Annotated in this window: 23 protein-coding genes; 12 read left to right on the top strand and 11 right to left on the bottom strand. The window is 71.3% G+C overall.

Going from position 1 to position 21,055, the window contains the following annotated elements:
- Positions 1-9: 9 nt before the first annotated feature.
- From BCF44_RS21645 to BCF44_RS21620, 6 genes are read right to left on the bottom strand one after another with little or no spacing between them, the layout of a single operon-like run.
- Positions 10-1,233: an acyl-CoA dehydrogenase family protein gene (locus BCF44_RS21645; protein ID WP_116176179.1), complete on the bottom strand. Its 1,224-nt coding sequence runs from the start codon at positions 1,231-1,233 to the stop codon at positions 10-12.
- Complete coding sequence (locus BCF44_RS21640) at positions 1,230-2,546, bottom strand: ATP-grasp domain-containing protein (RefSeq protein WP_116176178.1); 1,317 nt, start codon at positions 2,544-2,546, stop codon at positions 1,230-1,232. Before BCF44_RS21640 ends, BCF44_RS21645 begins: the two co-directional genes overlap by 4 nt.
- Positions 2,543-3,790: an MFS transporter gene (locus tag BCF44_RS21635; RefSeq protein WP_246015382.1), complete on the bottom strand. Its 1,248-nt coding sequence runs from the start codon at positions 3,788-3,790 to the stop codon at positions 2,543-2,545. The genes BCF44_RS21640 and BCF44_RS21635 overlap by 4 nt, the downstream gene beginning before the upstream one ends.
- Positions 3,787-4,776, bottom strand: a complete 990-nt coding sequence (locus tag BCF44_RS21630; protein WP_211353142.1) for an NAD(P)/FAD-dependent oxidoreductase — start codon at positions 4,774-4,776, stop codon at positions 3,787-3,789. The genes BCF44_RS21635 and BCF44_RS21630 overlap by 4 nt, the downstream gene beginning before the upstream one ends.
- Positions 4,776-6,317, bottom strand: coding sequence for a class I tRNA ligase family protein (locus BCF44_RS21625; RefSeq protein ID WP_116176177.1), 1,542 nt, complete (start codon positions 6,315-6,317; stop codon positions 4,776-4,778). Before BCF44_RS21625 ends, BCF44_RS21630 begins: the two co-directional genes overlap by 1 nt.
- Positions 6,317-7,597: a lysine N(6)-hydroxylase/L-ornithine N(5)-oxygenase family protein gene (locus BCF44_RS21620; RefSeq protein ID WP_116176176.1), complete on the bottom strand. Its 1,281-nt coding sequence runs from the start codon at positions 7,595-7,597 to the stop codon at positions 6,317-6,319. Before BCF44_RS21620 ends, BCF44_RS21625 begins: the two co-directional genes overlap by 1 nt.
- 165 nt (positions 7,598-7,762) lie before the next feature.
- Between BCF44_RS21620 and BCF44_RS21615 the strand changes: the two genes are divergently transcribed.
- Positions 7,763-8,125 carry a metalloregulator ArsR/SmtB family transcription factor gene (locus BCF44_RS21615; RefSeq protein ID WP_116176175.1) on the top strand — a complete coding sequence of 121 codons (363 nt, stop codon included), beginning with the start codon at positions 7,763-7,765 and terminating at the stop codon, positions 8,123-8,125.
- A complete protein-coding gene (locus BCF44_RS21610; protein WP_116176174.1) occupies positions 8,122-8,616 on the top strand; it encodes an SRPBCC family protein in 495 nt (164 codons plus the stop codon). Before BCF44_RS21615 ends, BCF44_RS21610 begins: the two co-directional genes overlap by 4 nt.
- A 21-nt stretch (positions 8,617-8,637) precedes the next feature.
- On the opposite strand, the gene BCF44_RS21605 is transcribed toward BCF44_RS21610, so the two are convergent.
- Positions 8,638-10,752: a tetratricopeptide repeat protein gene (locus tag BCF44_RS21605; protein WP_147328574.1), complete on the bottom strand. Its 2,115-nt coding sequence runs from the start codon at positions 10,750-10,752 to the stop codon at positions 8,638-8,640.
- Positions 10,753-10,818: 66 nt separating this feature from the next.
- A complete protein-coding gene (locus BCF44_RS21600; RefSeq protein WP_116176172.1) occupies positions 10,819-13,035 on the bottom strand; it encodes a tetratricopeptide repeat protein in 2,217 nt (738 codons plus the stop codon).
- 109 nt (positions 13,036-13,144) lie between these two features.
- Between BCF44_RS21600 and BCF44_RS21595 the strand changes: the two genes are divergently transcribed.
- The 10 genes from BCF44_RS21595 to BCF44_RS21550 all read left to right on the top strand — a co-directional run bounded on the left by BCF44_RS21595 (position 13,145) and on the right by BCF44_RS21550 (position 18,142).
- A complete protein-coding gene (locus tag BCF44_RS21595; protein WP_116176171.1) occupies positions 13,145-13,789 on the top strand; it encodes a helix-turn-helix transcriptional regulator in 645 nt (214 codons plus the stop codon).
- A 31-nt stretch (positions 13,790-13,820) separates the two neighbouring features.
- Positions 13,821-14,303, top strand: a complete 483-nt coding sequence (locus BCF44_RS21590) for a DUF3291 domain-containing protein (RefSeq protein ID WP_116176170.1) — start codon at positions 13,821-13,823, stop codon at positions 14,301-14,303.
- 10 nt (positions 14,304-14,313) lie between these two features.
- Entirely contained in the window at positions 14,314-15,036 is a 723-nt protein-coding gene (locus BCF44_RS57690) for a VOC family protein (RefSeq protein ID WP_116176169.1), read from the top strand.
- Positions 15,037-15,656: 620 nt separating this feature from the next.
- Positions 15,657-15,932: a gas vesicle protein GvpO gene (gvpO, locus tag BCF44_RS21580; RefSeq protein ID WP_116176168.1), complete on the top strand. Its 276-nt coding sequence runs from the start codon at positions 15,657-15,659 to the stop codon at positions 15,930-15,932.
- A complete protein-coding gene (locus BCF44_RS21575; protein WP_246015380.1) occupies positions 15,929-16,183 on the top strand; it encodes a gas vesicle protein in 255 nt (84 codons plus the stop codon). The genes gvpO and BCF44_RS21575 overlap by 4 nt, the downstream gene beginning before the upstream one ends.
- Complete coding sequence (locus BCF44_RS21570; RefSeq protein WP_116176167.1) at positions 16,122-16,796, top strand: GvpL/GvpF family gas vesicle protein; 675 nt, start codon at positions 16,122-16,124, stop codon at positions 16,794-16,796. The genes BCF44_RS21575 and BCF44_RS21570 overlap by 62 nt, the downstream gene beginning before the upstream one ends.
- Positions 16,793-16,948: a gas vesicle protein GvpJ gene (gvpJ, locus tag BCF44_RS21565; protein ID WP_116176166.1), complete on the top strand. Its 156-nt coding sequence runs from the start codon at positions 16,793-16,795 to the stop codon at positions 16,946-16,948. The genes BCF44_RS21570 and gvpJ (BCF44_RS21565) overlap by 4 nt, the downstream gene beginning before the upstream one ends.
- Positions 16,945-17,175 carry a gas vesicle protein K gene (locus BCF44_RS21560; protein ID WP_116176165.1) on the top strand — a complete coding sequence of 77 codons (231 nt, stop codon included), beginning with the start codon at positions 16,945-16,947 and terminating at the stop codon, positions 17,173-17,175. The genes gvpJ (BCF44_RS21565) and BCF44_RS21560 overlap by 4 nt, the downstream gene beginning before the upstream one ends.
- Positions 17,172-17,465, top strand: a complete 294-nt coding sequence (gene gvpJ, locus BCF44_RS21555) for a gas vesicle protein GvpJ (protein ID WP_246015378.1) — start codon at positions 17,172-17,174, stop codon at positions 17,463-17,465. Before BCF44_RS21560 ends, gvpJ (BCF44_RS21555) begins: the two co-directional genes overlap by 4 nt.
- Entirely contained in the window at positions 17,462-18,142 is a 681-nt protein-coding gene (locus tag BCF44_RS21550; protein ID WP_116176164.1) for a GvpL/GvpF family gas vesicle protein, read from the top strand. Before gvpJ (BCF44_RS21555) ends, BCF44_RS21550 begins: the two co-directional genes overlap by 4 nt.
- On the opposite strand, the gene BCF44_RS21545 is transcribed toward BCF44_RS21550, so the two are convergent.
- The 3 genes from BCF44_RS21545 to BCF44_RS21535 all read right to left on the bottom strand — a co-directional run bounded on the left by BCF44_RS21545 (position 18,143) and on the right by BCF44_RS21535 (position 20,990).
- Positions 18,143-19,363: an MFS transporter gene (locus BCF44_RS21545; protein ID WP_116176163.1), complete on the bottom strand. Its 1,221-nt coding sequence runs from the start codon at positions 19,361-19,363 to the stop codon at positions 18,143-18,145.
- Between the two features lie 156 nt (positions 19,364-19,519).
- On the bottom strand, positions 19,520-20,095 hold the full coding sequence (locus BCF44_RS21540) for a ricin-type beta-trefoil lectin domain protein (RefSeq protein ID WP_147328573.1): 576 nt from the start codon (positions 20,093-20,095) through the stop codon (positions 19,520-19,522).
- Between the two features lie 82 nt (positions 20,096-20,177).
- Positions 20,178-20,990, bottom strand: a complete 813-nt coding sequence (locus BCF44_RS21535; RefSeq protein WP_116176161.1) for a MerR family transcriptional regulator — start codon at positions 20,988-20,990, stop codon at positions 20,178-20,180.
- Between the last annotated feature and the right edge of the window lie 65 nt (positions 20,991-21,055).

Genomic DNA, 21,055 nt, shown 5'->3' with positions numbered 1-21,055 from the left:
GGCGTCCCTCTACTTCGGCTTGTCCACGATGCCCAGCATGAACCGCACGCTGGGCCGGCCGCCGAGCACGTACGCGCCGGCGGTCTGGGTGGCCCGGTCCTTCGCGGTGAGGTGCTGGCCCATGGTCATCACGTCCCGCAGCCACCGGCCCAGCTGGTCGTCCGAGTAGATCGTCGCGGTGCCGAACAGGTCGCAGAGCCGCTGGAGCACCGACCGCGCCATCCGGAACGCCTGCCAGCAGGTCAGCGCCGGCGCGATCCGCTCGTCGGGCGTGAGGTCGTCCAGCGTGCCGACGCCGTCGGCGGTGACGTCCCACTGGCGCTGCATCGCCTGGTACACCCCGGCCCGGGCCGTCACGTAGTCCGCCTCGCACTCGGCCAGCGTGATCTGGACCTTCTCCAGGTCCCGCCAGGGTGTGCCGGACATCCGGTCGACGCGGGTCCGGGCGACCTCTCGGACGTGGTCCAGCGCGGCCCGCGCGGCGCCGAGCGGGATGCCGGGCATGCTGCGCTGGATGACGTCCGGCTGCACCAGCGGTCCGTTGGGCACCTTCGGGTTGTCGAAGGTGAGGCTGTGGTTCTCCGGGACGAACACGTCGGTGATCGTGTAGTCGCAGCTGCCGCTGCCGCACAGCCCGATGGTGTGCCAGTTGTCGATGCTCTGGATCTGCTCGCGCGGCACCATGAACAGGCGCGACTCGTGCGGGTTGCTGCCGTCCGGGCTGGCGTAGGGCTCCCCGTTCTCGTACACGAACGCGCCCGAGGCCACCCAGTCGACGTGGGTGGAGCCGCTGCCGAAGGCCCACCGGCCGCTGAGCCGGTAGCCGCCGGGCACCCGGTCCGCGCGTCCGGCCGGCAGCAGCACGCCGGCGGTGTGCATGTCGATGCTCGGGAACATGCGGCGCGCCTCGTCCTGGTCGAGGAAGTTGGCGTGCAGGCCGATGTCCGAGCCGAGCTTCACGCACCAGCCCACGGACGGATCGCCGTAGGACAGCGCCTCGATGACCTCGGTCTGCTCCATCGAGGTCATCTCGGGACCGCCCCAGGCCCGGCTGAATCCCATCCGGAACACGCCGGCGTCGCGCAGCATCTGCACCACGTCCGCGGGCAGGCGCCGGTTCTTCTCGATCTCGGCGGACCGCTTGCGCAGGATCGGCGCGAGCGCCCTGGCATTGGCGATGATCTCGGCACCGGTCATCGGCGTGCCGACGCGCGCGGGCTCGGTCACGGTCATGCGGAAACTCCCTCTTCTTCGTCCACGTCGAGCAGGCCGGCAGGCATCTCGAAGGCGGCGCCGGGCGGCGGCGGGGCGACCGGGTCGGCGTCGACCCGCACCAGGGCGGCGGCCGCGTCCAGCCGGTGGGAACAGGTCTGGCGATCCTCGGCCTGACACACCACGAACGAGTGCCTGGCCAGGTAGCCGCCCGGCGGCAGTCGCAGCGTGGTCCCGGCGTCGATCATCGGCGACGCCGTGACCAGGCCGGGGGCCTCGGTCGGGACCGTGACCGAGTGGACCAGGCAGTCCAGCTCGGGGTATCCGAACCGGATGCCGGCCACCGCCCGCCGGGTCGGGGTGGTGTCCGGCCGGTGCCCGACGGTGACGTCGAACAGCACCTCGCCGGGGTCGATGCCGGTGGCGGTCCTGCCGAGGAACGGGATCAGGTCGCCGCCGAGCCGGCCGTTCACCTCGATGATCAACGGCCCGCGGTCGGTGAGCCGGACCTCGGAGTGGGTGATGCCGTCCTCCACGCCCAGGGCGCGGTGCGCCCGCGCCAGAGCGCCCATCAGCTCGGTGTCGTGCAGCAGCGGGTCGGCCGCGTCGACGACGTGGCCGACCTCCTCGAAGTACGGCTGGTCACTGGTCTGCTTGCGGGCCACGAACATCGGCAGGTACTCGCCCTTGTGCAGGGCGGCGTCGACGCTGATCTCCGGCCCGGCCGCGTACCCCTCGACGATCGCGCCCGCGCGGTAGCGGCCGGGATCGATGGTGGCGGCGCCCATCGCGACGCCGAAGGCCGCGTCCAGTTCGGACTCGTCCGCGGCGAAGACCACGCCGATGCTGGCCCCCATCGCCCGTGGCTTGAGAACCACCGGGTAGCCGATCCGTCGCGCCTCCGCACGGGCCTGCGCGAGGCTGGTGGTCAGCGCGTACCCGGGCTGCAGCAGCCCCTCGGCGGTGAGGACGGTCCGGGTGCGGTTCTTGTCCCGGCAGCCCCGGACACCGTCCACGCTCAGCCCCGGCACGCCGAGCTCGGCGGCGAGCTCCCCGGCGGCCAGCACGACCGGTTCGTCCCAGCACATCAGGCCGACGATGTGATGCCGGTCGGCGACCGCCCGCGCGGTCGCGGTCATCTCGTCCGGGTCGAACACGTTGCTGACGATGATCTCGTCGAAGTACTGGCGCTGCCAGGTCGGTTTGAGGTTGTTCAGCAGCACCAGCCCGAGGCCGGCGGCCTTGGCCCGCCGGTGCACGGACCTGACCAGGTACTCGCGGTACACCTTCAGCCCGCTGCCGACGACCAGCAGCACACCACTGGATTCACTCATGATCGCTCTCCCACGACTTCCGGCTCGGGCCGGGGATTCGGCACGGCGACCTGCTTGAGGCCGTACAGGTGCAGCGAGCCGGCCGCGACGGACAACAGGGCGCAGAATGCCCAGAACACGGGCCCGCCGAGCCAGCCGCGGATGGACAGGCCCACGATCGGGCCGGTCGCCGCGGCGAACCCGATGACGGACTCCCTCGTCCCGATGTAGCGGCTTCTCAGGTGGGCGGGGAAGGTCGCCGGGTGGGACGACGTGCTCGGGCCGTGGATCATCAGGCCCGCCACCACCAGGAGCGCCCCGACGACCACGAACACCGGGTGCACGGCCATCAGTCCGTAGAGTGCGAACCCGAGCCCGGTGACCACGTTCCCGGAGAACCCCGCGAGCCGCTTCGGGATCCGCACGATGTACGTGGTGATCTTCAGTTCGCAGGTGATCAGCACGATCGAGGAGATCATCAGCACCGCGCTGTACAGGCCGGTCGGATAGCCGTCGGCGACGATCTCCAGCGGCAGCGCGGCCATCGACCCGGCGTAGACGATCATGCCGAACATCGCGGCCAGCAGGTAGCACAGGAAGCGTCTGTCCCGGAGCAACACCGCATACACCGCGCGGCCACTCGTGGCCGGCACGGCGGGTTCCGCCTCGCGCCGGGCCGTGGTTCCCTTCGGCAGCAGGACGAACGCCAGCAGCGCCCACACGAGGGCGGTCGCGCCGTCCGCCCAGAACAGCAGGTCCCAGTCCAGCAGGATGAGCAGTGCGGCCAGCATCGGCGCCACCGCGGCGCCGATGTTCAACGCGATCCGCATCATCGAGAAACCCATGACCCGGTGCTGCTCCGGCATCAGGTCGGCGAGCAGCAACGCCGCCGCCGGCCGGTACGCCTGAGTCACCAGACCGGCGAGCGCGACCACCCCGAACAACGCCCACGGCGTGCCCTGCCCGCTGACGAACGGGATCGTCGCGACGAGCGGCCCCGAGCAGGTCATGGCCGCCGCGATCGTGGCGCGGGAGCCGAACCGGTGGGCCAGCTCGCCGCCGGCCATGCTGCCGAAGATCGACCCGACGCTGTACGCGGCCACACAGATGCCGGCCACCGCGACCGGCACACCCCGGAACGTCAGGTACAGCACCAGGAACGTCTGGACGAACGCGCCCAGCTGGTTGATGATCATGCCTGCGAACAGGTAGCGCACCGGGTTCGGCGTCGCCTTCAGCACGGCGAGCACGCCGCTGTCACTCATGCCGCCTCCTCCCGCAGCAGTTCGACGATCTGGTTCGCGACCAGTGGTGCGGTGGCGAAGCCGGTGCCGCCGCATGCCACCCGTGCCCACACCCGTGGCGCCACCTCGGCCAGCACGGGCCCGTTCGCATCGGCGTAGTGGCACTGGCCGGCCGCCACCACGGTGTATCTGTCCACATCGGGCACCATCCCGGCGCCGAGTACCTTGTCCACCAAGGCCTGCGAAGTCGTGGCCTCGATCTCGTCCACCTCTTGGCACGCGGCGTCCGTACTGATCTTGAGCAGGGTGCCGTCGCCGGGCGGCAGCAGCCAGGCCCGTCCGTCCGGGCCGATCCGGCCGGCCGCCGGGGCGTTTTCCCACCACCGCGCCAAGTTCGCCGGCGGACGGAGGTACACCATGGCCTGGCGATACAGCCGGACGGGATAGTCGACCAGGTTCCTCGACCACGGTCCCGCCGCCACCAGCACGATGTCCGCGCCCAGTCCGCTGTGGACACTCCGCACCGGGCTCCGGCGCTTCAGCGTCACCGCGGGCTGCCTGGACAACCAGTCCGTTGCCGCACGGAGGAATCGCTCGGCCAACAGGACGCCGCCGTCGGTCTCGGACAGGGCAACGGTGCCCTGCGGAATCGTCATATGCGGCACATCGACCGGTTCCAGCGACACGCCCGCGCTGCTCGCGGCCTTGGTCACCGAAGCGACATCCACCAGCGGCCATGCGGTGACCATGCCGACCCGCCGGTAGAACCTCGTGTCCAGCAGCGATTCCAACTCGCGCCACCGGCGACTCGCCCCGAGCATCCGCCAGGTCGCCACCGGGTCGTTCACATCGAGCATCCGGATCCCCCGGTGCTGATCGAACGAGGTGGACTCCGGGTTCGGGATGTCGCCGCGTTCCAGCACCGTGACCCGATGGCCGGCCAGCACGCACTCGATCGCCGTGACCAGGCCGACGACGCCGGCGCCGACGATCAGCACGCCGGCCATCAGGAACCGGCGCCGGTCAGCCGCGGCAGGCGGGCCGGCACCACCTCGACGGCGTCCGGTCGGAGCGGGATCGCGGTGTCCGGCAGGGCCTTCGCCGCGAGGTCGATCAGGATCGGCGCCGCGCACCGCAGGAAGACCTCGACCTCGTGGCAGAAGTCGCCGGCGTCGTCCGACCCGACCGGCCAGCGGTCGAGCCGCGCCAACTGTTCGACGAGCGCGAACGCGGCCGCCGCCAGGCTGAACCCCGGGAGTTCGAACGCGGCCGTGAACTGCGCGACCATCCGGCCGGCCGCCGAGCGGGACCGCTCGGACACCGGCAGCGCGCCGAGCCCCACAATCTCATCCACTTTGGACACGACCCGGTTCCACGGCTCCACCAAGCGGGTTCCGGCCACCTTGGTCAACGCGGCACGGGTGAAGTTGGTGCGCTGGAACTCCGGCCCGGTCGCCGACAGGTAGAACCGGATCAGGTCGCGCGGCACCTCGGCCGCGAGTTCCCGGCCCGACACCACGTGCCCGCGACTGGTGGAGAACTTCTCGTTGTCCAGCTCGTAGAACTCGTTGGTGATCCACTGCTCCGGCAGCAGGTAGCCGCCGTGCGCCAGCAGCATCGCCACGCCGACCACCGCGAATGGGAAGCTGGCGTCGAGGCCGAGGAAGTAGACGACCCTGGTGCCACTGTCGGCGTGCCACAGCTCGTCGTCGTCGCCCAGCACGGCGCCGCGGCTCTCCGCGGCGGTCGCCGTGCAGTACATGCTCCACGGCATGCCCTCCAGGTCCGCGTAGATCACCTGGCCCGGGGTCTCCGCGAACGGCGCCGGAATTCCCCACGAGATCGGCTGTGTGACGGGGAAGTCCGCCAGCGGGCGGGACAGCATGTCATCGATCAGCCGGGCGAGCCGCGGCCGCATGGTCGGCCGGATCCGGTCGAAGTACGCGACCAGCTCCTCCCGGTACTCCTCGAGCGGGAGCACCAGCACGTCCACGTCCCGCAGTTCCACCGGCGCCGCCGGATCCGCCGTGGACCTCGGGTCGATCAGCTCCCCCGGCAGCACCGGGTGGGCGCAGTTCTCGCACAGCCCGGCGCATCCGTCGGCGAGGCAGTACGGGCAGCCGCCCCGCACGTAGGAGTCGGTGAGGTACTCCCCCGTGCTCGGCAGGTACGGGAAGGGCACCGCCTTGAGCCGGAGCTTTCCGTCGCGGTGCAGGCGATCGTAGAAGTTCAGCACCATCTTGACGAACCGGTCGTCGACGCAGCCGAACGCGTCCACCCCGATGCCCAGGGCGGCGAGCGTCGCCGCCACCTCGTCGGCCGAGCGGAGCCGCAGCTCCTCCGGGCTCGTGCCCAGCCGGCGGGCGGCGGTGACGATGTAGTTCTGGGTGAAGTGCATGCCGGTGCCGAACATGGCGTCGTGGCCGGTCGCCCGCGCGTACCGGGTGCAGACGTCGGCGGCCAGGAACGGGCCGGCCACGTGCCCCAGGTGCAGGTCGCCGTTGGCCGTCGGCGCCGGCGACATGACCATCAGCCGTTCGCGGGCCATCAGGCGCTCCTCAGCTCCGCGGTGGCCCGGCGGGCCACCAGATCGGCGAGGATGTCCTGGGACCGGTGGGCCAGCACGCTGATCAGCGAGTCGGCGATGCCGTGGGTCTTCTCGTTGACGCCCTGGAGGTACACCGCGCCCCACGCCGAGTCGCCGATGTCCACCCGGTAGCACCGGCTGACCGTGATGTCGTCGATGCCGATCTGGTCGGCCAGGTCCCGCACGATCGGCGGCATCCGGGAGTCGTAGCCGGTGCCGAGCAGGACCACGTCGCAGCGCAGCGGCTCGACCTTGCCGCTCCTGCGGTCGCGCAGGTCGAGCACCACCTCGTCGCCGTCGACCCGCGCGCCGACCACCTCGGTCATCGCCCGCACGGTGGAACGCCGCGGCCCCAACCGCTTCTGCCGGTACAGCATCGTGTAGAGCTCGTCCAGGAACGGCGGCGCGAGGCCCGCGTAGTTGGTGAACCGCATCTCGTCGAGGATCTGCGCCCGGACCTCCGCCGGGCTGTCGTAGAAGTCGTCCACGAAGGACGGGAAGAACAGCTCGTTGACGAACTTGCTCGTCTGGTAGTTCTGCAACCCGATCGAGCGGACCACGATCGTCGGCTCGCTCAGCGGCAGGTTCTCGTGCAGCGCCATGAACATCTCCGCCGCGCTCTGCGCGCCGCCGACCACGACCGGCCGGATCGGCCGGTCCTTGGGGATGTCCGCGATGCGGGTGAAGTACTGGGCGCTGTGGATCACGCGATCGGGCGGCAGGTCGGCGAAGACCGCGGGCACCTTCGGCGCCCGGCCGCCGCCGATCACCAGGTCGCGGCAGCGGATCGTGTCGCCGCCGGCGAGGGTGACCGTCCAGCCGACGACCGTCCCTTCCGGACTCAGGCGCGGCTCCACCCGCTCGGTGCGGGCGCCGAAACGGATCCGCACCCGCTCCAGCGAGTTCGCCACCCACTGCAGGTAGTCGGACAGCTCCCAGCGGAACGGGTGGAACGTGCCGAGGTTGACGAACTCGTCCAGCCGGTCCTGGTCGTGCAGGAAGTTGAGGAACGAGTACTTGCTGCGCGGATTGCGCAGCGTCACCAGATCCTTGAGGAACGAGACCTGGCTGCGGGCCCACGGCATGAGCAGGTTGCGCTGCCACTTGATGTCCGGGCTCTGTTCCAGCAACAGGGTGCTGTCGGCCAGCTCGCGGGAGCCGGATTCCTCGATGGCCACGGCGAGCGCCAGGTTGGCCGGTCCAGCCCCGATCGCCAGCACACCAACGTCTTGGTCGGGCACACTTCCCCCTCGATTTGTCGTCATCGGAAGTCCGCGGGCAACGCCGGTCCGGATCCACAACGAGAGTAGGAAGGCGGGTTTCCCCGGCTCTAGGGGAAGCGTTCCCGTGCGGCGGGGAATTCGCCGGCCTTGCCAAACGCGTAACACAGTGGTTACGCTTTTGCCGTGGACGACGTGGCGGCGGCGATCGCCGACCCGGTGCGGCGGCAGATCCTGGTGATGCTGCGCGAGCGGCCGCTGGCCGCCGGGCAGATCGCCGACCGGTTCACGATCAGCCGGCCCGCCGTCAGCCGGCACCTGCGGGTGCTCCGGGAGAGCGGGCTCGTCCGCGACACGCTCGTGGGCCGGCGACGACTGTACGAACTCGACGCGTCCCGGCTCGCCGGGCTGATCGAGTGGCTGGACCAGTTCGCCCCGGCCGACGACTGGGAACGCCGGCTGGACGCGCTGGAGACCGAGGTCTACCGCACCCGCCGCGAGCGCAGCCGGCAGAACGCGACGGATCGACAACAGGAGAACACGGCATGACCACTCCGCCCACCGGCCGGCTCGTCCCGACCGCCGACGGCCGCAGACTCGTCCTCACCCGGACGTTCCGGGCCCCCATCGAGGACGTCTGGGCCAGCGTGACCGAGTCCGACCGCACCGCCCGCTGGTTCGGACCGTGGAAGGGCGACGCCGCGCCCGGCCGCATGATCCAGATCCAGATGTCCCAGGAGGACCAGGGGCCGTGGATCGACAAGCGGATCGACGCCTGCGACCCGCCGCACCGGCTCGCGCTGTCCGACGGCTCCGGCGGCAAGCGGATCGAGCTGCTGCTGTCGCACGCCGACGGGCTGACCGAGCTCCAGCTCGTCCACCACCTCGATCCCGCCGACGAGACCGGCGCGATGGGTCCCGGCTGGGAGTACTACCTGGACATGCTGGTCGCGTCCCGCGACGACCTGCCGACGCCGAGTTTCGACGACTACTACCCGGCGATGAAGGCCTACTACGAATCGCTGTCCGCCGAGGCGTGAGCGCGGTCGGGCGCCTCGGTGTCAGGGACGGCGGCGCGCGACCTCGCGGTGGACGTTGAGCGTGTCGGGGTGGTCGGGCCCGAGCACCCGGAGCAGGTCGGCGAGCAGCGCCTCGAACGCGTCCAGGGCGCGAGCGGGCTCGCCGGCCTCCCCCAGCCAGAAGGCGATGTGGCTGCGAGTGGTGAGGGCGGCGCGGTGGCCGGGGCCCAACACCCGTGACTGGTCCACCAGCAGCGCCTCGAACGTCTCCACGGCGGCGACCGGATCACCGGCCGCACCCCGCCAGTAGGCGACGTTGCCCTGAGTCGTGAGAGTGTCGCGATGGTCGGGACCGAGCAGCCGCAACTGGTCGGCGAGCAGCGCCTCGAAGACGTCCAGCGCGGCGACGGGATCGCCGGCCTCGCCCTGCCAGTACGCGATGTCGCCGCGGGTGGTCAGGCAGAACACGTCATGCGGCCCGAACGCCTCGATCTCAGCGGCCAGCAGGTCTTCCAGCGCCGCGCGGGCGGCGTGCGGATCGCCGAGTTCACCCAACCACCGGGCGATGTTGCCGCGAGTCGCGAGCGTCTCGCGATGATCGGGGCCGAGCACGCGCAGCTCGTCGGCGAGCAACGCCTCGAAGGCGGCCAAGGTGGCGACGGGATCGCCGGCCTCGCCACGCCAGTAGGCGACGTTGCTGCGGATGCTCAGGGTATCGGGATGATCGGGCCCGAGGCGCTCGACCGCGGCGCCGTGCAGCCGGTCGAAGTACTCGTCGGCCTGGACGATCCATCCGCTGTCGCCGAGGCTGCGGCCGGCACGCCACAACACCTCGTGCACGCCGGGCTCCCACAGGTGTTCGCCGCCGACGTCATAGAGCACATCGACATTGGCGCGCAGCACCTGCCCCAGAACGGCATCCCGCTCGACGTCCGGCCACACTTGGACGAGCGCGTCAGCCACGGCGAGGACCAGCACGGACAGCTGATCGGCGGGCTGGCTCTCCCGGGTGGCGCGCTGCACCAACGCATGCGTCCGCACCGCCCGGGGGGAGGAGGACTTGCCCACGGTGAGCAGGCTCAGCCGCTGGAGGCACGCCAGGCCGTCCCGGGCGTCGTCCTCGGTGATCGGCCGGCTCACCATGGCGCCGAGCAGCTCCAGCACCGCGCGCGTGGTGAACACCTCGACGGGAATTCCGTTGGGGTCCATCAGGCTGGCCACCGCCAACAGCGGCCCGGCCAAACCGAACGGCTGCAACCGATCGGCCTGCTCGATGGACAGCGACCAGGTCGCGGTCACCGTCGCCTGATGCTCGTCGGGGAGGCCGTCGGCGTCCGGCAACAGCGCGGCCAGGCTGCGGCGCCGGTCGCTCAGCCGGGCCTGGTACGCGGCGCAGGCGAGGTCCCGATCGAGCATGTACGCCCCGGCCTGGGCCAGCGCCAGCGGCAGGTAGCCCAGGCGCGCCGCCAAGCCCTCGACGCCGTCCAGCAGCTGCGGCCGGGCCGCGAGCGCGGCTCGCAGGTAGCAGTGGGCCTCGTCCGGCGCGAACACCCCGATCTCCACCACCCGCCGCCGATGACCGTGCAGGGCGGCGTCCCGGCGTCGGGTGGTCACCAGCGCCCGTCCGGTCGGTGTCACCGGCGGCCACAGTCCGTGCAGATCACGGGGCGACTGCAGGCCGTCGAGCACGATCAGCCACCGGGTCGGGGTGCCGGCGAGCCACTCCAGCAGCCGCTGCGAGCCGTACTCGGGGTCGTCGTCCTCCGCCCCGGTGAGGTCGGCGGCCAGGCGGGCGTAGCCGGACATGATGGCCTCTCGGGTCACGGCCGTGATCCACGCCAGCAGATCGACCTCGCCCGCCGCCCACAGCGCGTCGGCGTAGTCCAGCGCCAGCTGCGTCTTGCCGACCCCGCCCATCCCCGACACCACGCTGGTCCGGGCCTGACCGTCGCCGCTCAGACCAGGCTCCACGACCGTCCGCCGCTGGAAGTACGCGGCCCGCGGCGGCATGATCCCGGCGCGGTGCGGCAGCGTGACCACTCGCCCCGCCGGCGCGTGCATGTGCACCCCGCCGTTGATGGTGTGCGCCTGCACGACGTTGCCCGACACGGTGCCGGACACACCGTTGTCGACCGGGTCGTCGGGCTGCTGCGTCACGCGCCGATTATCGACGACCGACGCCGGCCACCGCAGGCGTGTGTGGAGATCGTGCAGGGACAGCACTCACGCCGTCAGCTCGGCGATCAGGCCCCGCACCTCGTCGGCGTCGGCGGTGGCCCCGGTCTGCACGAAGGCGGCGAGCGCTTGCCGTTGGCACGCAAGGGCTTCCGCCCGCCGCCCCTGCCTGGCGTGGATTCGGCCGAGCTGGGTCAGGGTCTTGCCCTCGCCGTTGCGGTCCGCGATCTCCCGGCGCAGCGCCAGCGCCCGCCGGTGGCAGGCCGACGCGTCCTCCCACTGCCCGAGATCCTGGTACACCAACGCGATGTTGTGCAGGGCCCGGCCGGCACGCAGCCGATCCCCGCTCTGCGCCGACAAGTCGTGCGCCTGCCGGAGGCACTCGATGGCATCGGCGTGCCGGCCGGTCTGCTGCAACACCTCGCCGAGATTGGTCAGCACCCCGCCTTCGGCCTGTGGATCGCCCAGTTCCCGGGCGCTGACAAGGGCGTCACGGTAGCGGGACTCCGCGATGTCGCAATGGTGTTGCAGCGCCGCGAGGTAGCCGAGGTTGTTCAGGATCCTGGTCATCTGGTAGTGGTCCACCCGCTCCGACGCGATGGCCAGGGCCTGCTCCGTCAGGGACTCGGCGTCCTCGAACTCCCCGAACTGGTGACTGACCGCGCCGAGGTTGATCAGGGCCCTGGACTGTCCGACGGGGTCGTCGGCCCGCCGGCTCACGGCCAGCGCCCGCTCGTGGAATTCGCGTCCCTCCGCGTACCACTGGAGTTCCTGGTGGGCTATGCCGAGGGCGGTGAGGTGCTGGGCCTCGGCGTCGGGGTCGGCGAGGCGCAGCGCCGCCGCGAGGCCGAGCTTGGCGATGGTGATCCATTCGTCCGGGTGGTTGCGCAGCTCGAAGAACGGGTGCAGCGCCAGCGCGACCTCGTTGGTCAGGGCGTCGAAGCCACAGCGCGCGGACAGGCTCACCACCGGGATCAGGTTCGGGCGTTCGGCCTCCAGCCACGCCACCGCGTCGCCTCGTCCGGCGAACAGCCAGGATCTGCGCTCGGCGGGGATGCGGGAGTCGATGTGCGTGTGCGCGGCCTGTGCCGTGGTTCGGTAGTAAGCCAGCAGCCGGTTCACCGCCGCGGCCCGGTCGGCCGGCTGTTCGTCGGCTTCGCAGCGCTTCCCGGCGTAGAGGCGGAGCAGGTCGTGGAACCGGTAGCAGTCGGGCACGACCGACGGCTCGATCAGGCTGGCCCGGCGCAAGCCCTCCGCGAGCCGGCTCGCGTCGTTGTCCGGCACGTCGGCGAGCGCCGCGACGGTGCCGACGCCGAGGTGCGGGCCGGGATGCTGGGACAGCAGCCGGAACAGTCGCCGCAGCGGCGGCGGCAGCCGCCGGTAGGACGTGTCGAAGGCGAGCCGGACCGCGACCGACTCGTCGTAGGACAGCGCGTCGATCCGATCCGCGGCCGCGCCGACCGTCCGCACCAACCGGCCGATCGGGTGGCCGCGCCGGCCGGTGAGCAGATGGGTGACGACCCGCAACGCCAACGGCAGGCCCGTGCACAGCTGCGCGAGCCTGACGGCCTCACCCGGTTCGTCGGCGACCCGCGTGTCGCCGGGCGTCGCCGCCTCCAGGGCCTGCGCCAGCATCCCGACCGCGTCCTCGTCCCGCAGCAGCCGCAGGTCGACGTGGCGTGCCCCGGCCACCGCCAGGTCGTCCCGACTGGTGATCAGCATCCGATGCAGCGGGCTGCCCGGCCGCAACGCGTTGGCGTGCGCCACATCCGAGACGTTGTCGGCCAGCACCAGCACGCGTCGGCCCCGGCCGGCCATCTCGGCCAGCCGCGAGCGGTAGAGGTTCTCCCGCTCCCCCTGCGTGGCCGGGGCACGCTCGATGCCCAGCGCGCGCAACATCGCCGCGAGCGCGGCCTTCACCGAGACGCCGCCGGCCGGGTCGTAACCGTGCAGGTCGATGAACAGCACGCCGCCCGGGAACCAGCCGGCGTCCACCGCCCCGTGCGCCGCCCGCAGCGCCAGCGCGGACTTGCCGATGCCGGGCAGACCCGTGATGGTCGCGACGCTGGGCTGCCCCGCCGCCGCCGGATCGAGCACCGCGGCCAGCCCGGCCTGTTCGTCGAGGCGGTCCGCGAAGTCCGCCTCGGCCGGCAGGCCCGCCAGCGCCACCGGCACCGGCGTCGCGAAGTTCACCACGTCGATGTGGCCGGCCTGCACCACGTTGCCCTCGACGTGGCCGCTGATGACGTTGCGCGTCTCGTCCACCGGCTCCCCGCCCCAAGGTCAACATGCGTCCCGGAGCAATAGATCGCGCGCGGCGGGAAAACGTAACGACCGCTCTAACGAGCATCTCCGTTGTTCTTAGAATGGACGGGTGGAGGACATCGAGGCGATCGCCGTGCTGCAGGATCCCGTCCGGCGGCGGCTGTACGACTACGTCGCCGCCCAGGACCACGAGGTGAGCCGGAACGAGGCGGCCGAGGGCGCCGGGATCCAGCGCACGCTCGCCGCCTTCCACCTCGACAAGCTCGTGGACGCGGGGCTGCTGGAGACGGAGAGCAGGCGGCTGACCGGGCGGTCGGGGCCGGGCGCGGGGCGGCCGGCCAAGCTCTACCGGCGGTCCGAGGCCGAGCGCCAGTTCTCGGTGCCGGCGCGGGACTACCGCGTCGCCGCCGACCTGCTGGCCGAGGTCGCGGAGGCCGCCCGCCTGGACACCGAGTTGCAGGCCGCCGCCCGCCGGGAGGGGCGCGCCGCCGCCGGTCCGATCGACGGCTTCGCCGCGGCGGAGGCGCTGTTGGCCGCTCGCGGCTACGAGCCGCGCATGGACGGCGAGGTCCTGCGCCTGACCAACTGCCCCTTCCACGTCCTGTCCGAGCGGCATCCGACGTTGGTGTGCGGCATGAATCTCGCGCTGCTGGAGGGGCTCACGGAGGGCACCGACGGGTTGCGGGCCCGCATGGACCCACGCCCCGGGTTGTGCTGCGTCGTGGTCGAAATTTCTAAAAACAAATCTGATTGACATAGAACCGGCGCGGTGGTGGGGTGAGGGCATGACGGGACACCAGCTCGCCCAGCTCAACGTGGGCACCTTGAAGTTCCCCCTCGACGACCCCCGCACCCACGGCTTCACGTCCATGCTCGACACCCTCAACGAGGTGGCCGACCGCGCGCCCGGCTTCGTCTGGCGGCTGATCGACGACGGCGGCAGCGACGCCACCGCGATCCGGACGTCGCTGGGCGACGACGTCCTGGTGAACATGTCGGTCTGGGAGAGCCGCGACGCCCTCTGGGACTACGTCTACCGCAGCGGCCACCTGGACGTGCTGCGCCGACGTGCGGAGTGGTTCGAGCTGCCGAAGGCGGCGTTCCAGGTGATGTGGTGGATCCCCGCCGGCCACATCCCCACCGTCGAAGAAGCCGTCGAGCGCCTGGAACTGCTGCGCGCGCAGGGCCCCTCGCCCCGAGCCTTCGGTTTCCGTGACACCTACACGCCGGAGGACGTTTCGGCGGCGGCGGACACCGTTCGGACGTAGGCTGAGCCGCATGATCGCCGAGCTCAGGACGGTGGCGCTGGACGCGCCCGACATCGCCGCGGAGGCCGACTTCTACGCCGCGCTGGCGGGGTGGACGCGGAGCTTCACCGACGGCGACTGGATCACGATGACCACGCCGGACGGGTGGCGGATCGCGTTCCAGCTCGCGCCCGATCACGTGCCGCCGCGCTGGCCCGACCCGGCCGCGCCGCAGCAGGCGCACCTCGATCTGCGGGTGCCCGACATCGACGCCGCCGCCGACAAGGCCGTCTCGCTCGGCGCGACCCTGTTGCGGCGCAACGAACGCTGGCACACGCTCGCCGACCCGGCCGGCCACCCGTTCGACCTCTGCCTCAACCCGGACGACCCGAACACGACCGTGATGGGCGTGATGCTCGACTGCCCGGACGCCAAGGCGCTGAGCACCTTCTACTCCGCGCTGCTGGGCAAAGCGATCACCTACGAGGCGCCCGGCGTCGCCATGATCGGCGAGGACGGCAAGATGCCCGTGCTGTTCCAGCAGATCGACGACTACCGGGCCCCGCGCTGGCCCGATCCGACCGCGCCCCAACAGATCCACCTCGACCTGCGCGTCGAGCAGGCCGAGCTGGAGTCGGCGGAGCAGGCGGCGATCGCGATCGGCGCGACCAGGCTGCCCGGCGGCGGCGAGAACTGGCGTGTGTACACGGATCCCGCCGGCAAGCCGTTCTGCCTCACGTGGAGCGTCGGGTAGATCCGCGGCTACACTCCAGACCCGGTCGACGAGCGTGTCCATCGGCACTAGCCGACCGGCGTCGGCGGCCAGCACGGCGAGGATGGCTCGCTGCCGCGGCGGTCCCAGCGGGATCGGCCTGCCCGACGCCTCGACCTCGATCGAACCCAGCAGCCTGAACTCCACCGCCCCCGCGAGCGCGGTGTCCGGCGCCGGCCGGCGCCCAGAAAATTTGTGGGCACTGCACACCATTGTTCCAGCCGGAAAGGCTACCGCCACGGAGGTGCCTGTCAATCGACGAATGTCCACCATTTGCGCAGTTCTTCGAATCTGTCGACGCCGGCCGGCGCGGGAGGCAGCCGTTCCCCCGAACAGCCCTCGAACGATGCGCGATATCAACCTCCTTGTGCCGCAACATTTCCAGGCCATACAGATGTATCCGACGCACGCTCGCTTCGATCGCTCGCCGTCATCCCTGGTCACGATGATCATCCGCGGTCCGCATAATCGAGACCCTCATGTTTCCCTCGGGCCGCCGAACGGTAGTCGCCGCCTGCTGCATTCGTTCGCCACGAAGTTGCGGAGCCTGCGAAACGCGGTTGGCGATACGGTCGGGTGGACGAACGGGTAGGTGAACGCCGTTGCCGGAACCCGCACCACCGACCGACGCGGCCGCGGCCGCGAAGTCCGCCAAAGGGCACTTCCGCGCGCTGACCGGCTACGAGGACTGTTCGGTCACCGGCGTCCGCCCCCGCCAGGAGGGTGGCTGGTCGGTGCTGCTGGACGTGGTCGAACTGGCCCGGATTCCCGCGTCCACCAGCGTGATCGCGACCTATCGGGTCGACGTGGACGGCGTCGGCGGCCTGTCCGGGTACGAGCGGCTTCGGCGGTACTTGAAGGGAGCGACGGACGGGTGACCGACGAGCTGGCGACCAGATCGGGCGCCTCCCTGGCCGACGTGCTGGAACGGGTCCTGGACAAGGGCATCGTGATCGTCGGCGACATCTCGGTGAACGTCGTCGACGTGGAGCTGCTGACCCTGCGGGTGCGGCTGTTCGTGGCATCCGCGCAGACCGCGCAGGAAATGGGGATGGACTGGTGGACCGATGATCCCTTCTTCTCCCCCGGCCGGCGCGAGCTCGCCCCCGAACGACCGCCCCAGCCCTGACACCGCCGTCTACGCGTACACGATCACCCGCTGGTCGCCGCCGGATCCGGCGGCGCCGGTTCGCGTGGTGACGCACCGGGACATCGCCATGCTCGTCGCCGACGTCGATCCGGCGGAGTTCACCGAGCCGGCCATGATCGGGCTGGTGCGCCGGCACCACACCGTCGTTCGCGAGGCCTTCGAGCACGGCACCGTGCTGCCGCTGCGCTTCGCGACGATGTTCGCCGACGACGACGCGGTGCGGCGGCTGTTGCGGGAGTGCCACGACGAGGTCGTCGCCACTCTCGCCGCGATCGCGGGTCACCGCGAATGGGGCGTCCGCATCCCGCGGCCGCAGACCGCACCGGCCGCCGGGATCAGCGGCACGGACTACCTCGCGCTGCGCCGCCGGGAACGTGACGGCGATCAGCTGCACCGACGGCTCGCGCGGCACACCAGTCGCAGCACGGTGCGACAGCCCGGCCCTGGGTTTCGGCTCGACGCCGTCTACCTGGTTCCCGATCAGGACGAGGACGAGTTCCTCGCCGAGGTCGACAGCATCGGCGGCGAGGTCGAGACGACCGGCCCCTGGCCGCCCTACTCGTTCAGCGAGCTGCGGACGGCGGCCCGATGACCGCCGACGACCTGGTCGAGATGTTGGACCGCGTGATCACCGCCGGCGCGGTGGTGCACGGCGACGTGATCATCTCACTGGCCGGCGTCGACCTGATCCGCCTGGACCTGCGGGCGCTGCTGGTCGCCATGGACACCCTGGAGCTCGAATGACCGCGCCGCCGCGACGCTTCGACGTGGACGCCGGCCGCGGCCTCGGCCGGCTGGTCGTCGCCGTGCTGGACATCCTGCGCGAGCTCATCGAACGCCAGGTGCTGCGCCGGGTCGACGCCGGCACGCTCACCCCGGACGAGATCGAGCGACTCGGCCGGGCGCTGCTCGAACTGGACCGGCAGTTCCGCGAACTGCGGACGATCTTCGACGACGGAGGTTCGGCGTGACCAGCGTGATCCAGAGTCCCGGCGCCTCGACCAGCCTCGCCGACGTGCTGAACATCGTGCTGGACAAGGGCATCGTCATCGACGCCTTCGTCCGCGTGTCGGTGATCGGCATCGAGCTGCTGACCATCGAGGCCCGCATCGTCATCGCCAGCGTCGACACCTACATCCGCTATGTCGAGGCGATGCAGCAACTGGGCTCGCTGCCGCGGCGGACCGCGCCGGCACTGCCCGCGCCGTCGCCGGTGGCGGTGTATCCGCAGCCGGTGGTACCGCCCGTGGAGACCACGTGACGCTGCTGCTGTACGGGATCGTCCGCGCCGACCATCCGCTGCCGCCCGGCCTGCGTGCCGTCGTCGCGGGCGATCTCGCGGTCGTCGTGTCGGACATCGGCTCGTCGGCCGAACTCGCCGCCGAGGACGCGAGGGCCCATTTGAACGTCCTCTGCGGACTTGTCGTCGACGGACCGATACTGCCGCTGCGGTTCGGCAGCATGGCCCCGGACGATCAGGCGGTGCGCGACAGCGCTCTGCTGCCGAACGCCGCGGCGGTCCGGCTCGAACTGGACCGCCTGACCGGCATGGTCGAGGTCCGGGTGCAGCTGGCCTTCGACGAGACCGCCGCGTTGGAAGCGTTGGCGGACACCGATCCCGACCTGGCCCAGCCGATCACCGGTTTCGACGCCGCCATCGCCCGGGGCCGGCGCATCGCTGACCACGTCAAGGAATGGTCGCGGCAACGGTCCGGCGAACTGCTCGGCGGGCTGTCCACGGCGATGGTGCGGTTGGACGAACCCGACGACGGCACACAGCATTGGGCGCTACTCGTACGCCACGACGAGATCCACCGCGTCGCCGAGTCGATCGCCGCGATGCCCAGCACCGTCACCGCGACCGCGTTGGGTCCGCTGCCGCCCTACGCCTTCGCCTCGCTGCCGACCAGAACGCCGTCGCGATGGGGTTTCGACTGATCAGACCGTGGTGGCGGCGCTTCGGGTGCGCCTGGCCCAGGCCACCGCCGGTGCGGTGGCGACCGCGGCGACCAGGAACAGCGCCCCCAGCACCAGCCAGCCCACCGCGCCGCCGCCGATCACGAGCGTGGTCAGCAGCAGCGGGCCGGCCGCCCGGGCCACGGCGATGCCGCTGCCGAAGAAGCCCTGGTACTGGCCCTGCCGGCCGTCGACGGCGAGCCCGAAGCTGATCTCCCAGAAGCCGGAGGCCAGCATCATCTCGCCGGCCACCTGGAGGAAGGCACCGGCCAGGAGCACCGCCGCCGCGACCCAGACGGCCATGGTGCCGGCCGAGCAGGCGAACACAGCGGACATCGCCAGCAGCAGCACACCGGCCCACCGCACGTACCGCACGGCGATCCCCAGGTCGGTGACCCGGTTGGCCACCGACACCTGGAACAGCACCACGCAGCCGGTGTTGACGACCATCAGCGCGGACACCATCCAGCGCGGGGCCGAGGTGTGCTCGACGACCCACAGCGGCAGCACGACGCTCAGCAGCGGCATGTACAGCATCATGATCGAGTTGAGCACGGTGATCAGGACGTAGGGACGGTCCCGCAGCACGACCAGCGCCGGCTCACCGTCGGCGGCGCGAGCGGTGCCGGGCACGCGGGGCAGCCTGCGCAGCACCAACGCCGCCGCGACGAAGGTCAGGGCGTCGAGGCCGAACGCGGCGAGGTACGCGGGCGCGGTGTCGAACTGCAACGCGATGCCGCCGAGCGCGGCACCGACGGCGATGCCGGCGTTGGCCGTCGACTGCATGTAGGCACGGGCCTGGGTGCGGCCGGCCGCGTCGACCACGCCGGCGAGCAGCGCCTGGCGGGCGGCGACGAGCCCGCACTGGCACACCGTGTAGACGCACGCCACCACGAGGAACGCCGGGAAGCTCCGCACGAGCGCGAACCCGGCAACGGCGACGGCGGTCACCACCGCGAGCAGCACGGCCACCCCGCGCGGGCCCCGCCGGTCGGCGAAATGCCCCAGCGGCGCCCCGGCCAGCGTGCCCAGCGACCACCCCAGCGTGAGCCCGAGACCGACCTCGGTCGCGGACAGCCCCACGATCCGGGTGAAGTAGAGGACCGAGCAGACGTAGTACGCCCCGTCACCGACCGAATTGGTCAGCTGGGCCAGCGCCAGAGCCCTGGACGGACCGGCGGGGGGCACGATTCTCCGCAGCATGTGTCCCTCCTTCCCCGAGCCGTCGCACGACGTGCGGAGGCCTGTTGGAGGCACTGTAAGCGGTCGCTGATCACGCCACTGTGGATTCGGCGAATCGGCCTCGCCGGCCCCGAGGCTCGGGGTGGGCGAGCTCGGGGCCGGCGAGAGTGCGAGGGGTCAGATTCGCGAGCCGTCGTCGTTGAACTGACCGTGGTGGTAGTCCCACTCCTGGTAGTTGTTGCCCGCGTTGCACCCCTCCTCGGGGAATCCGTAGACCCCGATGCCGCCGTCCAGGCAGGTGCGCTGGCCGAAGGTGAAGAAGTTGAGGTGCGCGTAGTTTCCGGTGCGCGGGGCGGCCGAGGTCATCGCCCAGATCTGCGACGGGTCGTTGCTGTCGCACGTGGCCAGTTCCACGTCGCTGGAGCCGCCGATCTGCCCCGGCCCGGTGCCGTGCCCGTAGGCCACCAGGCACAGGTTGGAGAAGTACAGCCTGATCTGGACGTTGGCGTAGCCCGTGTCCGGCCGGGCGCTGACGAGCTCCCAGTCCTGCGAGCCGTCGGCGGCGTCGAGCCCGCATTGGACCATCTTGGCCACCTCGGTGTTGCGGTTCCCGTACAGGCAGCCGCCGGTGTGGTGGTTGACCAGCTCCGCGCCGGCGGTCCACACGATGTGGGCCTGGGCCGCTCCGGTTGAGGTGAGAGCGGCGGCCGCAATCGCGGCCGCCACCACTGCTGCCTTGACCGAACGTTTCACTGCGGTTCCCTTCGTAACACCGGCTTTCCTCGGCCGACGCTACGAAACCGTGTCCTAGATCCGTCCTAGTGCCAGGTCAGGGTCACTTCGCGGCCAGCCGGAAGACGGGCCAGCCGATCTCGGTCCGCCATGAGCCGGGCTCCGGGTCGTCACGAGGTCCGACGAGGTAGGTCTCGTGGACGGGACCGTCCACGGCGAGCGCGTGGTCGACCACCCAGGCGCCGAGGCGGCCGTACGTGACGTCGATGTCGTCGTGCGGTCCGAAGTGGACGGCGACCGCGAGCTCGGCCGCCGGGAGGACGACCGGCGTCACCCGCCCCCGGGTCGGCGGATCGGCGACCGGACGGTAGACGAGCACCGCTCCCCGGCCGCCGGTGAACAGGTCGTTGGCGTAGCGGCCGCCCGGCGGCCCGAGCGACGACTTGCCGGCGACGGCGGCGTCGAGTTCGGCCATGGCGTCGGCGTACCAGGACAGCACCTCGTCGTGGTCGACGACTCCCTCGACCGCGGCGACCGTTCTGGCGGGAACCGAGCGCAGTTCGACGTGTGGCGGGCGGTCGTCAGCCTGGAGCAGCTGGCGCAGAGAGGTCACGGCGGCGCGCGTGCGGTCCAGTTCGGCCTCCAGCCGCCGCAGGTGCTCGCCGACCAGGCCGGCGCGTTCCGAGGTGTCCTCGGTGGCGAGGATCTTCGCCACGTCGGCCAGGGGCACGTCCAGCTGACGCAGCCGGTGGACGACCTGCGCGGTGGGGATCTGCTCGGCGGTGTAGTAGCGGTACCCGCTGAACGGGTCGACCGCCGCGGGCTCGATCAGCCCGGACTCGTGGTAGCGGCGCAGCGTCCGCACGCTCAGATGCGTCAGCTGTGCGAACTCGCCGATCGTCAGTCCACGGGACATGCCCCCACTGTGCACCCTCCGCGTGCCAGGCGCTTGACCCTCTCCCCGCGGGAGACCGCAGCGTG

The sequence above is a fragment of the Kutzneria buriramensis genome (assembly GCF_003387475.1).
GTDB lineage: Bacteria > Actinomycetota > Actinomycetes > Mycobacteriales > Pseudonocardiaceae > Kutzneria > Kutzneria buriramensis.
Note: the sequence above shows the minus strand (reverse complement) of the source record. Positions and strands in the feature narration are given on the sequence as shown.

Bases quoted from the DNA above. Each gene is read 5' to 3' on its own strand.
- BCF44_RS21645 (WP_116176179.1), bottom strand. From the start codon at position 1,233: ATGACCGTGACCGAGCCCGCGCGCGTCGGCACGCCGATGACCGGTGCC.
- BCF44_RS21640 (WP_116176178.1), bottom strand. From the start codon at position 2,546: ATGAGTGAATCCAGTGGTGTGCTGCTGGTCGTCGGCAGCGGGCTGAAG.
- BCF44_RS21635 (WP_246015382.1), bottom strand. From the start codon at position 3,790: ATGAGTGACAGCGGCGTGCTCGCCGTGCTGAAGGCGACGCCGAACCCG.
- BCF44_RS21630 (WP_211353142.1), bottom strand. From the start codon at position 4,776: ATGGCCGGCGTGCTGATCGTCGGCGCCGGCGTCGTCGGCCTGGTCACG.
- BCF44_RS21625 (WP_116176177.1), bottom strand. From the start codon at position 6,317: ATGGCCCGCGAACGGCTGATGGTCATGTCGCCGGCGCCGACGGCCAAC.
- BCF44_RS21610 (WP_116176174.1), top strand. From the start codon at position 8,122: ATGACCACTCCGCCCACCGGCCGGCTCGTCCCGACCGCCGACGGCCGC.
- BCF44_RS21590 (WP_116176170.1), top strand. From the start codon at position 13,821: ATGACGGGACACCAGCTCGCCCAGCTCAACGTGGGCACCTTGAAGTTC.
- BCF44_RS57690 (WP_116176169.1), top strand. From the start codon at position 14,314: ATGATCGCCGAGCTCAGGACGGTGGCGCTGGACGCGCCCGACATCGCC.
- BCF44_RS21570 (WP_116176167.1), top strand. From the start codon at position 16,122: ATGATCCCTTCTTCTCCCCCGGCCGGCGCGAGCTCGCCCCCGAACGAC.
- gvpJ (WP_116176166.1), top strand. From the start codon at position 16,793: ATGACCGCCGACGACCTGGTCGAGATGTTGGACCGCGTGATCACCGCC.
- BCF44_RS21560 (WP_116176165.1), top strand. From the start codon at position 16,945: ATGACCGCGCCGCCGCGACGCTTCGACGTGGACGCCGGCCGCGGCCTC.
- BCF44_RS21545 (WP_116176163.1), bottom strand. From the start codon at position 19,363: ATGCTGCGGAGAATCGTGCCCCCCGCCGGTCCGTCCAGGGCTCTGGCG.
- BCF44_RS21535 (WP_116176161.1), bottom strand. From the start codon at position 20,990: ATGTCCCGTGGACTGACGATCGGCGAGTTCGCACAGCTGACGCATCTG.